The 12,579-nt window shown below is 41.7% G+C and carries 11 protein-coding genes; 8 read left to right on the top strand and 3 right to left on the bottom strand.

All coding sequences use genetic code 11. From position 1 onward, the window contains the following. The 4 genes from AC4J95_RS08000 (at position 1) to AC4J95_RS07985 (ending at position 4,777) form a co-directional block, all read left to right on the top strand. On the top strand, positions 1–360 hold the full coding sequence (locus AC4J95_RS08000) for a cupin domain-containing protein (protein ID WP_494549411.1): 360 nt from the start codon (positions 1–3) through the stop codon (positions 358–360). Between the two features lie 605 nt (positions 361–965). Continuing rightward, positions 966–2,519, top strand: coding sequence for a PTS transporter subunit EIIC (locus AC4J95_RS07995; protein ID WP_494549410.1), 1,554 nt, complete (start codon positions 966–968; stop codon positions 2,517–2,519). Between the two features lie 30 nt (positions 2,520–2,549). After that, the gene (locus tag AC4J95_RS07990; protein WP_494549409.1) at positions 2,550–3,887 is read left to right on the top strand and encodes a 6-phospho-alpha-glucosidase; all 1,338 of its coding nucleotides are present in this window, start codon (positions 2,550–2,552) and stop codon (positions 3,885–3,887) included. A gap of 104 nt (positions 3,888–3,991) precedes the next feature. Then, complete coding sequence (locus AC4J95_RS07985) at positions 3,992–4,777, top strand: MurR/RpiR family transcriptional regulator (RefSeq protein WP_494549408.1); 786 nt, start codon at positions 3,992–3,994, stop codon at positions 4,775–4,777. Between the two features lie 86 nt (positions 4,778–4,863). Here the strand turns inward: AC4J95_RS07985 and AC4J95_RS07980 are convergent, their stop codons facing one another. Continuing rightward, complete coding sequence (locus AC4J95_RS07980; protein ID WP_494549407.1) at positions 4,864–5,625, bottom strand: GntR family transcriptional regulator; 762 nt, start codon at positions 5,623–5,625, stop codon at positions 4,864–4,866. Positions 5,626–5,773: 148 nt separating this feature from the next. Here AC4J95_RS07980 and AC4J95_RS07975 point away from each other — a divergent pair, with 148 nt between their 5' ends. After that, a complete protein-coding gene (locus AC4J95_RS07975) occupies positions 5,774–6,817 on the top strand; it encodes a zinc-dependent alcohol dehydrogenase (RefSeq protein WP_494549406.1) in 1,044 nt (347 codons plus the stop codon). Further along, complete coding sequence (locus AC4J95_RS07970; RefSeq protein WP_494549405.1) at positions 6,814–7,800, top strand: Gfo/Idh/MocA family protein; 987 nt, start codon at positions 6,814–6,816, stop codon at positions 7,798–7,800. The genes AC4J95_RS07975 and AC4J95_RS07970 overlap by 4 nt, the downstream gene beginning before the upstream one ends. A 112-nt stretch (positions 7,801–7,912) precedes the next feature. On the opposite strand, the gene AC4J95_RS07965 is transcribed toward AC4J95_RS07970, so the two are convergent. Both AC4J95_RS07965 and AC4J95_RS07960 read right to left on the bottom strand, forming a co-directional pair. Further along, positions 7,913–8,680, bottom strand: a complete 768-nt coding sequence (locus tag AC4J95_RS07965; RefSeq protein WP_494549404.1) for a MurR/RpiR family transcriptional regulator — start codon at positions 8,678–8,680, stop codon at positions 7,913–7,915. Next, positions 8,673–9,452, bottom strand: a complete 780-nt coding sequence (locus AC4J95_RS07960; protein ID WP_494549403.1) for a MurR/RpiR family transcriptional regulator — start codon at positions 9,450–9,452, stop codon at positions 8,673–8,675. The genes AC4J95_RS07965 and AC4J95_RS07960 overlap by 8 nt, the downstream gene beginning before the upstream one ends. A gap of 188 nt (positions 9,453–9,640) precedes the next feature. Between AC4J95_RS07960 and AC4J95_RS07955 the strand changes: the two genes are divergently transcribed. After that, positions 9,641–10,966, top strand: coding sequence for a 6-phospho-alpha-glucosidase (locus AC4J95_RS07955; RefSeq protein ID WP_494549402.1), 1,326 nt, complete (start codon positions 9,641–9,643; stop codon positions 10,964–10,966). Between the two features lie 25 nt (positions 10,967–10,991). Continuing rightward, entirely contained in the window at positions 10,992–12,509 is a 1,518-nt protein-coding gene (locus tag AC4J95_RS07950) for a PTS transporter subunit EIIC (protein WP_494549401.1), read from the top strand. The last annotated feature ends 70 nt before the right edge of the window (positions 12,510–12,579 follow it).

Below are 12,579 nucleotides of genomic sequence, written 5' to 3'. Positions count from 1 at the left end.
ATGTCAAAATCAAAAATTGAGGAAAGACTGTTTAAAGTAGAAGATGTTGCTTGCTTTGATCCCGCAGAAGGTAAAAAGAGTTTCTTCTACGAGACGGAGAAGACTGCCGGCGCCTTGTGGTGTTTAGAACCTGGTCAGACTGTTTTCAATCATTCCCATACAACTTCCGATGATCTATGGATTTGTATTCAAGGAACCGGAACCTTTTATCCGGGGTATGGTGAAGAGGTGGAAATCACGAAAGGCGACTTGATTATCTCGCGGCCCGGAGAGCAGCATGGTATGAAGAATACAGGGGACGAGCGGTTCATTTTTGTCGGAGTAGCGGGACCGCACCCAATGGATGTAATCAAGCATTAAAATAGTTAAAAGAGAAGATACAGAACTCTGTAAAAGGGTTTTGTATTTTTTTTATTTAATGCGCACGCAAATGATGCTTTGACAAGATACAAAACATCAAAATTACAGTCTAATTGTACTTATAGATACAATTAAGTGATTTTCCATTTTATCGATCTTTTTCCCGATGTTATTCACTTTTTAAACGGAGAGCTGCCCGTGACTCCGAATCAATTGAGAAAGAAGAAGCGGTTATATTCCATAGCTGTAGGGGGTATATCGAAGCAATAAAAAGCAGCTAAGTTTCTCTTAGAAATGAAGAGAGAACTTAGCTGCTTTTTTCTATAGATTCGATTAGCTACTGATTAAATATCTTGCGCGTTAAAGATTTTATTATGGTCTCTGTAAGGCTGATATTCGTAAAATATAATGTTAACTCTTGAATATTAGATTTGCTTTAGTTTCTAATAATGACTCTCTGTTATTAAAAATTAAATAATTGCTTCTTTGGTTTCTATCCGTGGACTTGGGTCCAAAGAGCTGGCGAGATATTGTAACTGATTTCAAATGTTGTTAATCTAGGATCAAGAGATACGTATACTCAATAAAACGAATGGAGAGAAATAATGAAAAGTAAATTTTCTCAGACAATGCAGGACTTTTCCAGAGCGGTAATCGTTCCAGTCAAGTTCATGGCGGTAATGGGGTTGTTCTTGGCAGTTTCTGTTATTTTACAATTAGAGTTCATGCCGACTGTCTTGCAGACTTTCGGTGGATTGATCAAGACGATGATGGACAGCATGTTGAATAATTTGGCATTGATATTTTGTGTCGGGATCACAGCCTCTTTAGCAAAAAAGAAAAAAGTGGAAGCAGCTCTTATCTCATTAATCGCATTTCTATTCTTTTTAGCGGCTAATAATGCTTGGTTGACGTTGACCAAGCAATTAGCTGAAGCAGGTGAAATGGGGCTTTTCGGAACAGGGCAGGCGGTTGTTTTAGGCTTCCAGGTCGTTGATATGAATGTCTTTTTAGGAATGTTCGTGGGGTGTCTCGTAGCGTTTATTCACAATCGTTTTTCTGATAAGGAGTTTGTTGATTTCCTGAGTATCTACGGCGGTTCGCGTCTTTCCTTCATGATTCTGATTCCGATTATCTTAGTAACTGCGATCGGCATGAGCTATATTTGGCCAGTGGTGAATAGCTGGATCTCGTCATTATCGGGGTTCATTTTGACAACTGGATTACTTGGGGTCTTCATTTACTCCTTTGGAAATCGTTTCTTGATTCCAACCGGTTTGCATCATTTATTATGGATGCCTTTTTGTTTTACCGCTTTAGGCGGGACTGCGAAGATTGGCGGTCAAGTGTATAATGGCGCAGCGAATATTTTTTATGCAGAGATGGCGAATGCCGGAACGATCACGAGCTTGGATCCGTCCTTGCGCTTTGCGACCTTTGGTTTTGTAAAAATATTCGGTTCAGTCGCGGTGGCTTTGGCACTGATCCATTGTGCTAAAAAGCATCGCAAGGATGAAGTGAAGGGGATGATCTTGCCTTCAATGTTTGTTTCAGCAGTGGCAGGAATCACGGAGCCGATCGACTTCACCTTCTTATTTGTCTCGCCATTATTGTGGCTGGTGCACAGCTTGCTAACGGCTGTCTCAGAGACGATCCTTTGGGCGATCGGTGCCAGAACGTATATGCTTTATGGATTGATTGACACCTTTGTTTCAAATTCCGTATTCAGTCCGTCGGTTACGAAGTTCTATCTAGTAATCATCGTTGGACTGATCATGTCCGTAATCTGGTATTTGATTTTTGTGACATTAATCAATAAATTGAACATTAAAACGCCAGGACGAGAGGATGATTTAGCAGAAGAACTCGTTTTGGAAAATGTTCCTAATGGAGATTTAGCGACTGCTGGTAACAATGACTTTGACTTAGTCGTTGCTGGTTTAGGCGGAAAAGAAAATATCGAAAGCATTTCCAATTGCTTTACTAGATTAAGAGTGACGGTCAAGGATCAAACGTTAGTCGATTCTGCCCAGTTAGAAAAGATCTCCCAGCAAAAGGGTGTGGTCTTAAATGGCACGAATGTTCAAGTCATTATCGGCATGGGCGTGCAAGTATTCAAAGAAGATATCTGCGAAAGACTAGGGATGAGTGAGTCATAGAAGTTTGAACGCAGCGAAAGGAAGAGAAAAATGAAGTTGGAAAAACAGTCAGTTGTAATTGCAGGCGGAGGAAGTACCTATACCGCGGGAATCGTCATGATGCTTATTGAAAACCAAGACAAATTTCCTTTGCGGAAGTTGAAATTTTACGATAATGACGAAGAACGGCAAAGCATTGTCGCGAAAGCCTGCGAGGTGATCGTCAAAGAACGCGCGCCAGAGATCGAATTTTTAGCCACCACTGATCCTGAAGAAGCCTTTACCGATATTGATTTTGTGATGGCTCATATTCGTGTCGGCGGCTTGTCGATGCGTGAGAAGGATGAAAAGATTCCGTTGAAATATGGTGTAGTAGGGCAGGAAACCTGTGGGCCTGGCGGCATGGCTTATGGCATGCGCTCGATTCCAGGCGTGGTGGAGCTAATTGACTACATGGAAAAATATTCGCCGAATGCGTGGATGCTGAATTATTCAAATCCAGCCGCCATCGTGGCAGAAGCGACCCGAAGAATGCGTCCGAATGCGAAAATCATCAATATTTGTGATATGCCAGTTGCCATCAAAAAATCTATCGCGGATATTGTCGGTCTTGAAAACGAAAGCGAGATTGTTGATCGGTATTATGGGCTGAATCATTTTGGCTGGTGGACCGAAATGACCGACAAGCAAGGCAATGACCTGATGCCGAAGTTAAAGGAGCATCTTTCAAAATACGGCTATGCGGCGTCTGAAGGCAAAGAAAATCCATTGCTGGAAGAAACCAGCTGGATGGATACTTTCCAAAAAGCCAAAGACGTCTATGCAGTCGACCCAACAACGGTTCCAAATACCTACCTAAAATACTACTTATATCCTGATTATGTCGTTGCTCACGCGAATCCAGATTATACCCGGGCCAACGAAGTGATGGACAATCGTGAGAAGAATGTTTTTGCCGAGTGCGAACGGATCGCAGCAGCACAAACGGCGGAAGATACGACGATTGAAGCGGGAGAGCATGCGGAATTTATCGTTCAGTTGGCAGGTGCTCTTGCCTATAATACCTATGAACGGATGCTCTTGATTGTCAAAAACGAAGGGGCGATCGCCAATTTGGACGATGATGCGATGGTGGAAGTGCCTTGTCTCGTCAGCAAACGCGGCTATGAACCGCTATGCATGGGCAAAATTCCGCACTTCCAAAAAGGCATGATTGAGCAGCAAGTGGCGGTGGAAAAATTGGTCGTAGATGCTTTTGAAGAAAAATCCTATCAAAAATTATGGCAGGCGATGACGCTTTCCAAGACCGTCCCTTCAGCAACAGTTGCGAAGCAGATTTTAGATGAAATGATTGAAGCAAACGGTACTTGGTGGCCTGAATTAAACTAGTTCTTAGAGCATTAATGATGGCGAAGATCATTAATGCTCTTTTCTAGCTTGAGTATCTGGTGAAAGTTTTGTAAGGTGAAAGAAACCACTAAGGAGGGCTGAAGATGCTTTTTTCCGATATTGTCAATCAAAACTATGAGCTGCTCAATGACGTAGACATTCAGATGGTAAAATACATCAATGCACACCCCAAAGAGCTGGCAACGATGGGAACCAATGAGTTTGCGAAAATATGTCATTCCTCAAAATCATCCGTGATTCGTTTTACGCAGAAGCTGGGATTTACTGGCTTTAGCGAATTGCGCAACTTTTTGAAGTGGCAGAACAATCCAAATGATAGCGGGGAAGACGCTGTTTTTAAGAAAAGAATTTTTTCAGATGCGGAACGAACCATCCGCTACCTTGAAGAGAATAACTGGGAAAAGATTTATCAAGCCTTAGAAAACAGTCGAAATGTCTATCTGCTGGGAACGGGCGTCACCCAGCAAAACCAAGCGGCAGAATTGCAGCGCTTGCTGCTGCTGATCGGAAAACCCGCGCAAATGATCCCAGCCTCCTCACAATCAAACGAGTTCAAGCGGATCATCGAAAATATTACTAAGGACGATCTGATCTTTGTCTTTTCCTTATCCGGAGAAAATCAGCATCTTCTGAATGTGTTGAATGTTCTCTCGACCTATCATTCAACGATTGTTTCAATTACCAACATGCAAAATAATCTTTTATCTGGCAGAGCTGACTATTCACTTTACGCTTCAAGCAGTCGCAGCCCCAATCCTAACGACTGGTGGCTGCAAACTTCCTCGTCATTTTTCCTGTTGATCGAGGCCTTTGCCTTTGGTTATGTCGATTATTGCAGAAGAAAAGAGTCCGATGGTAATTCAGACTGATCGTAAATTTTTTCAAAAATACTTAACAAAAAGAAAGCGAACGCGCATATTTCTTTCCATTTGGAAAGTATATGCGCGTTCGCTCTTTACTCAATTTCCTCCGCATTAAGTACATTATTAAAGGACTGCGGCGCCGGCAGCATGATCTGATAGGCGTACTTGCTGCCGACGTAATAGGTTTCTTCAAATTGAGCCGGTCGTCCATCCTTTAAAGAGCTGTATAATGACAGCTTAAGACAAGGGTCTTGGCTGGATATCTCCAAGTATTTTGCATTTTTTTCGGTCAAATATCCAACCTCGAATTCCTGGGTGGCGTTGCCTAATTTGAAGTCATATTTATTCTCCAAAAGATTAAAGAGCGATTCGTTTTCCATATCCTCTAACGTGGTCCAATAAAAAATTTCTGGAATCAAATAAGAAATGCTCAAACACAATAATTCTCCGTCAACGATGCGCAGTCTTTTTAGCAGAATGACATTTTTGTCCTTCGGTAGGTTGAAAAAGTTTGCCATCTTCAAAGGGATTTTAACACTTGATGTTTCTAGTACCTTAGTTTCTAGCTTCAGCTGCTTGTCTTTCATTCGATCGGTGAAACTGGCGAGCTGAGAAACGCCTTCTGAAAGTTGTTTGCCTTTGACAAAGGTTCCTTTACCCTGGATGCGGTAAAGATAGCCTTCTGCGACTAATTCGTTGATCGCTCTAGTGACAGTGATTCGGCTGACGTTGTACTTTTTGCATAGCTTTGCTTCGGATAAGACCTTGTCTCCAGCGTTTAGTTCTTTGGTTTGGATCGCTTTTATGAGATCATTTTTGATTACGTTGTATTTGAAATTTTGGGTCGTTGTCATTTTATTCACCAACTTTATTCTTAAATAGTAGATAAGTCAACTTATGAAGTTGATATATCATTATTGGTCTAATAATAGCATATTGACGGACTTCTAACAACGTGTTACGCTTTCGGTAGAACATGTCGACATATCAACTTTTGAGAGGGTGATCGAAATTTTAGCTAAAAGTGTTGTGATCAATGGTGTTAAGGATGTCCGTTTAGTAGAGGAGCGGATCGATCCAGATGCCATTTCAGCGGGAGAATGTTTGATCGAGAGTGATGTTTCTTTGATTAGTGCTGGAACCGAATTGTCGCGGGTATTTGGGTTGAAGAAGGCAGCCGTCTATCCGGTTCGACCAGGCTATTGCTCTGTCGGCAGGATTTTGAAGACTGGTGTTGATATAGCAGGATTTGAGATTGGTGACAAGGTTCTTTTTAATGGACCTCACAGCAGCTTGCAGTTTTACGATCCTAAGAAAAGTGACGGAGGAGTCCTGTTTAAACTGAAGGAAGAGACAACGCCAATCGAAGGGTCCTTTTTGATGATGTGCTGGATCGCTATGAATGGTATTTTACCGGCGGATGTTAAGCTGGGGGACACTGTCGCGATTCTAGGTATGGGTACTTTAGGCTTGATCCTTTCGATTTATTACAAGCAAATGGGTGTCGAAGTCATTGCGCTGGAACCGGTCGAGCATCGCGCAGAACAAGCGCAGGCAATTGGCGTAGATCATGTGGTTCATTGTGCACCAAAGGATCAGTGCGAGGAAGTGATGAAGCTGACTGAGAATAAGGGCGCGGATATTGTTGTTGATGCGACTGGTTTTTCTGAAAGCATCGAGACGGCGATTAAAATTGCTGGCAAGTATGGGCAAGTCATTTTGCTGGGATCGCCGCGAACCGAGTATGTAACGAATGCTACGGATTCCTTCAACGCGATTCATACAAAAATGCTGACGGTCATCGGGGCGTTTAATCGCAGATATCCTTATGAGGAAAAAGAAGGATCACGGCTATCGATTCAGCGAAGTCTAAAATATATCGAGAGCCTATTAAACAAAAAAATCATTGATGTGGAGCAATTCATCAGCCATGTCATCACACCGACCGAAGAAAATTTAATGACGGCTTATGATGGGTTGATGAACAAAAAAGAAGAGTATACCGGTGTCATTATCGATTGGAAGAGAGAGGGGAAATCAAGTTGAAATTTGGCATAATTGGAACAAATTTTGTATCAGATTTTTTTATGGCAGGTGCCGCACAAGTCGAAGAATGTGAAGTTGTCGCTGTTTGCGGAACTTCGCTGGCTAAGGCTAAGAACTATGGCGAAAAATTCGGAATCTCTCATCATTTTGATTCTTATCAGAAAATGTACGAATCAGAGCTGATCGAGGCGGTTTATATCGCTGTTCCTAACAGTCTCCATCATGCTATTGCCACCTATTTTTTGGAAAGAGGTGTGCCAACATTTTGTGAGAAACCGTTAGCCGCGAATGTTGAGGAAGTAAAAGAGTTGATTGCGTGTGCCAGAAAAAATAATACCTATTTACAGGAGGGCTTGATTCCACTATACAATCCTAACTTTCAAATTCTGCGAGAAAATCTGAAGTTAGTCGGAAAAATTCGCCAAGTCAATTTGAATTTTTCCAAGTATTCCTCCAGATACGACGCCTATTTAGCTGGCGAAAATCCCACGACCTTCAGAAATGAGTTAGCCAATGGGGCAACGATGGATCTAGGGGTGTATGTTGTAGCTGATTGTGTCGGGCTTTTCGGGAAACCAGATAAAATTCTCAGCACAGCTTCACTGCTTGATACAGGTGCCGATGTCGCTGGCTCTAGTATTTTAAGCTATGACGGATTCAATGTTTCACTGAATTATTCGAAGGCCAGCGACACGGTAAATACCTGTGAAATTTGTGGGGAATTAGGACAGCTTCTGATCGATCAACCAAGCCAGCCGCAGAAAATCACGTTTATTGAAAGAAAAACCGGTAAAAGAACCGAGTTAGGTGTTTCTCCGAAAGAGAACTTTTCTTATGAGATCGCTGATATGATCCAGCAGGTCAAGAAGGGCGAAATCGAATCAACCAAAGTCTCATTCGAAACAAGCTTGGCTATTCATGAGACGTTGACTGAAATGAGAAGACAGTCTGGGATTGTTTTCCCGATGGACAACATTGATTAGAAAAGAACTGTAAAGTTTTTATGATGAATACTTAACAAAAAGAAAGTGAAGGATCAAATGACTATTAATTTTGGTAGTCATTTGGTCCTTCTGTTTTTATGTGCAGAGGCTATTATATTGGAAAAGTTTCTTCAGATAAAAGTTCTTTACTGGCAAGCTCGATGATTATTTGTATCAGACTGAGCATATTGATTCGCGAGTTTACGTCTGTCTCATTATAAGTCAGCGGGGTATCTTTGCTGAACAAACAATAATCAGCTAAGTTTTCAGTCTGTTCGTTTTTCTGAGATGTAATCAAGATCGTTTTTGCTTGATTCTTCCTCGCATTCGCAAAAATCTCTTGATAGATTGCCACTGGAACATTCGCCGAGGTAATCATAATAACAGAGCCTGGCTGAATAGTGCGACTGATACTCTTGATCAAGTGAAGATCTTCTACTAAAATACAGCGTCGATTCAATGTATTTAAGACAGTGTGGAGATATTTGGCTGGAATAGCACTCAAGCTTCGTCCGTGAATGTACAATGGCTGATCGTTGCAAAGCAGTTGAACAATCGAATGCAGCTCTTCTATTGGAGCGAATTCCAAGAAATAGTTAAAATCGTTGATTTGCTGCTCGATTTGTTCACGAAAGAGAGTCTGTCTTTTTTTGACCATTTCCAATTCATTTTTGATCAAATATTTTAGCTCGCTAAATCCTGATAGACCGAGCTTTTGGCAGAAGCGAATCATAATGGTGTCTGAGACAAATAGCTTACTGGCTAGATCATGAAGGGTCATCCGAACGATCAATGCAGGATTCTCTTGAATATAATTCAGCATCCCGCGTTCATTTTCTGATAATTTTTCTAGGTCAATCGTTGCGAAAAGCTCATTCATTTGAATTCCCCTCCAGTGAGACAAGATAGGCTTTAAAAATCGTATCAATCACGAAGAAAATTGGTAAACGTGAAGTAAACTCTGTGTTCTTATTTTGCCGCGGATGTCCAAAAAAGCGGAAGTTCAAATCGGCGGTCGTCGCCAGAACGTTATCAGTATAAGGAGTAATAGCTACAACAGTAGCTCCCCGCATTTTTGCTAGATTTGCCATTCGAATGGTTGGTTCATAAGTTCCGCTGCAGCTAATCACAAAAAGCACATCCTGATCTGTCAAAGTGTCGGCGATATGAAAAGCTAGGCGAGAGGCTTCATAGCGGTAAACATTTTGCCGCCCATAGGAAAACAGCATCTTTTCCCAATAATCCAATACTCGTCCTGAGATTCCGCCGCCGCTGTATAGATGAATATGTTTTGAGCTATTCAGCAGGTCGATCATTTGATGAACGGTTTGTTCCTTCATCAGTAGCAGCGTATTTTCAATATCCTGTGACATCTCTTGTAAAAAAGCAGCATCAGATGTTTGTTTATAAATATCCTGTGGGATAGAGGCATTGCTTTGCTTTATGATATACTTCAATTCGCTATAGCCAACCAACCCTATTTTTTTGCAAAAACGCAGAATTGTAGTAGTGGAGACCGCTAATTGATCTGCCAGTTCTCTAATGGTCGCTCCTTCAACTTCTGTTGGATGAGTATAAATATAATGTAAAATGGTTTGTTCATTGGGATTAAGGCTAGTCATCATTTCATTGTCTAAAATATCAGCTAACATATCGCACATCCTTTCTTAGGAATTCTGAGTGCATTTTGTCACAAGTTCTGTGACAAATCACTTTATCAGTGATCCTCACGTAAAATAATACAAGATATTGTATTCGTTTTCAATTGATGGCATAGTTAAAATATATTAAATGGCCATTAATAGTGAGCAAAAAATTTTATCTAAGAGGAATGTTGAGCATGAAAAAATATAATGTTTGTATCGTTGGTGGAGGAAGTACCTTCACATTAGGTTTTTTGAAATCCTTCGTTAAAATGAAAAAAGAATTTCCACTAAAGAAATTAGTATTGTTTGATATTGATCAAGATCGTCAAGATTTAGTCGGAAAGTTTGGTGATATTTTATATCGCGAGCAATTTCCTGAGCTAGACTTTTCCTATACGACAGATAGCAAAGAAGCGTATGAGGGCATGGACTTTGTCTTTATGCAAATGCGGGCAGGCGGGTTGCCAATGCGGGCACAAGATGAACATATCCCTTTGAGTATGGGCTTAGTCGGACAAGAAACCTGTGGCGCCGGTGGTATGGCTTATGGATTGCGCTCAATTGTTCAAATGATCGAGGCGGTGCATGATATTCGAAAATATGCACCTGATGCATGGGTCCTAAATTATTCTAATCCAGCGGCGATCGTCGCTGAGGCTTTACGGCGCGAATTCCCGGAAGATCAACGTATTCTAAATATCTGCGATCAGCCTGAGAATGTTGTTCGTTCCTGCAGCCGCTTGCTGGGCTGCTCTTGGGAAGATTTAGATCCTGTCTATTTTGGTTTGAATCATTATGGTTGGTTCACACATATTTATGACAAAAATACTGGCGAAGATTTGTTGCCAAAGATCAAGGAACTAATAAAGAAACAAGGTTTTCTACCACAAGATGCTGAGCAGAGAGATCCTTCTTGGCTGGATACCTATGGCATGGTCGAAACGATGATGAAGGATTATCCTGAATATTTGCCGAATACCTATGACCAGTACTATTTATATCCAGAATATAAAGCTGAAACGCTGGATCCAAATTTTACGCGTGCCGACGAAGTAATGGCAGGAAGAGAAAAACGGGTTTTTGCCGAGTGTGAAGAGATCATTGCTGCTGGGACTCTGGGAGATAAATTTGATGACATCAGTGATGCTCATGCGGAAATGATGATTGAAGTCGCGGTTGCGATCGCCTTTAATAAGAATAACCGCCACATTTTGATTGTTGAAAATAATGGTGCGATCGCAAATATGCAGGATGATGCGATGGTAGAGGTTGTCTGTGAGCTTGGTGCAAACGGTCCTCGTCCAATGGGTGTAGGAAATATTTCTCAATTCTACTTAGGATTGTTGGTCAATCAAGTTTCCAGTGAAAAGCTTTTAGTCGATGCTTATTATGAAAATTCATATCAAAAAGCATTGCAGGCGTTAACGTTAAACCGACTGGTCAATGATGGGAAAAAAGCTCGTAAAGTGTTGGATACATTGATTGAAGCAAACAAGGGTATGTGGCCTGAGTTAAGTTAAGCTGACGAGGCGAGGAGGAAAAGAAATGAAAAAGAATAGAATAATGGATTTTTTCTCAACATTAGGCAGCAGTTTGATGATGCCGATCGCCGCTTTAGCCGCCTGTGGGATTCTGTTAGGAATCTCAGGGGCGCTGCTAAAGGATCAGGTGGTTGCTGCGTTGCCATTTTTGGAAAATCCAGCCGTATTCTATATCATTGATACGCTGCGAACGATTTCTGGTGTGGTATTTACGTTGATTCCAGTATTATTTGCGATCTCGATCTCATTAGGAATGGCAAAAGAGGACAAAGGGATCGCCGCTTTTGCAGGTTTTGTCGGGTATTATACATTTTTAGTTAGTGCCAGCACTGTGGTAAATTCCGGGTTTGTCAATTTTGAATCGTTGCGCGTGGCGCCAATTCTAGGTGTGGAGACAATTGATATGGGTGCAGTCGCGGGAATTTTGACCGGAATAATCGTCGCGTTTCTGCATAATAAATACCATAAGATTCAGTTTCCGGTGGCGATTGCTTTCTACGGTGGAAAACGATTTGTTGCGATCGTGGTGATTTTAGTAATGGGGCTATTAGGTCAAGTGGCGCCGTTTGTATGGCAGCCTGTATCGGCTGGGATAACTGCTTTAGGTACATTAATCGGCAGCGCGGGTTCAATCGGTGTATTCTTCTTTGGTTTCTTAGAGCGTTTGCTGATTCCGACGGGCTTGCATCATGTACTAAATAGTATTTTTCGAACGACTGCGGTTGGTGGAGTCTACGAAGGTGTCGAAGGTTGTCTGAATATCTTCCTGCAATTTTTCGACAAGGTAGACATTGATACCTTGCGACCTTTTACCCAATTTCTAGGTCAAGGGAAAATGCCGTTTATGATGTTTGGTCTTCCAGCGGCAGCGCTGGCGATCTATCGTTCAAGCCCATCAGATAAGAAGGATCGCGTAAAGGCATTGATGATTGCTGGTGTAGCAGCTAGTATTATTTCAGGCATCACGGAGCCACTAGAGTTCTCATTTATGTTTATCGCACCGATGCTTTTCTTATTCCATGCACTAATGGGCGGTGTCTCATTCTTATTGATGTCAGTTTTAGGTGTGGCTATTGGAAATACTGGTGGCGGCTTGATTGATTACATCGTTTGGGGTGTGATGCAGCCTGGTTCCCGCTGGTATATGGTCTTAGTGGTTGGTCCAATTTACGCTGTACTCTATTACTTTGTCTTTATGAGATACCTCAGTAAGAAAAAATTATCGATTGACGTGGCAGAGGAGGTTGACGAGGATGAAGCAGTCGATGCTGCCTCGTTTAATGGTGATAATTCGCTGGCAATGCAGGTGATCGCCGGACTAGGTGGTCGAGAAAATATCAAAGTAGTCAATAATTGTATTTCACGGCTGCGGGTAGATATAGGTGATATGAATCTGGTTCAGGAAAATATCTTGAAGAAAACTGGTAGCTTGGGTATTATCAAACCTTCGGACACTCATATTCAGGTGGTTTATGGACCGAAAATCGAAAAAATAGCGGATGCCGTTCGCAAGTCATTGTAATAAATGGAGCCGCTGAGCGATGAGAGATCATCTATTTCAGCGGTTTTTTGGTTGCTGAATTTTTTTACTA

Source organism: Enterococcus sp. GPZ-007, from assembly GCF_059374735.1.
Note: the sequence above shows the minus strand (reverse complement) of the source record. Positions and strands in the feature narration are given on the sequence as shown.

What these genes read in the sequence shown, in the direction of transcription:
- AC4J95_RS08000 (WP_494549411.1), top strand. Translation starts at nt 1, where the DNA reads ATGTCAAAATCAAAAATTGAGGAAAGACTGTTTAAAGTAGAAGATGTT.
- AC4J95_RS07995 (WP_494549410.1), top strand. Translation starts at nt 966, where the DNA reads ATGAAAAGTAAATTTTCTCAGACAATGCAGGACTTTTCCAGAGCGGTA.
- AC4J95_RS07990 (WP_494549409.1), top strand. Translation starts at nt 2,550, where the DNA reads ATGAAGTTGGAAAAACAGTCAGTTGTAATTGCAGGCGGAGGAAGTACC.
- AC4J95_RS07985 (WP_494549408.1), top strand. Translation starts at nt 3,992, where the DNA reads ATGCTTTTTTCCGATATTGTCAATCAAAACTATGAGCTGCTCAATGAC.
- AC4J95_RS07980 (WP_494549407.1), bottom strand. Translation starts at nt 5,625, where the DNA reads ATGACAACGACCCAAAATTTCAAATACAACGTAATCAAAAATGATCTC.
- AC4J95_RS07965 (WP_494549404.1), bottom strand. Translation starts at nt 8,680, where the DNA reads ATGAATGAGCTTTTCGCAACGATTGACCTAGAAAAATTATCAGAAAAT.
- AC4J95_RS07960 (WP_494549403.1), bottom strand. Translation starts at nt 9,452, where the DNA reads ATGTTAGCTGATATTTTAGACAATGAAATGATGACTAGCCTTAATCCC.
- AC4J95_RS07955 (WP_494549402.1), top strand. Translation starts at nt 9,641, where the DNA reads ATGAAAAAATATAATGTTTGTATCGTTGGTGGAGGAAGTACCTTCACA.
- AC4J95_RS07950 (WP_494549401.1), top strand. Translation starts at nt 10,992, where the DNA reads ATGAAAAAGAATAGAATAATGGATTTTTTCTCAACATTAGGCAGCAGT.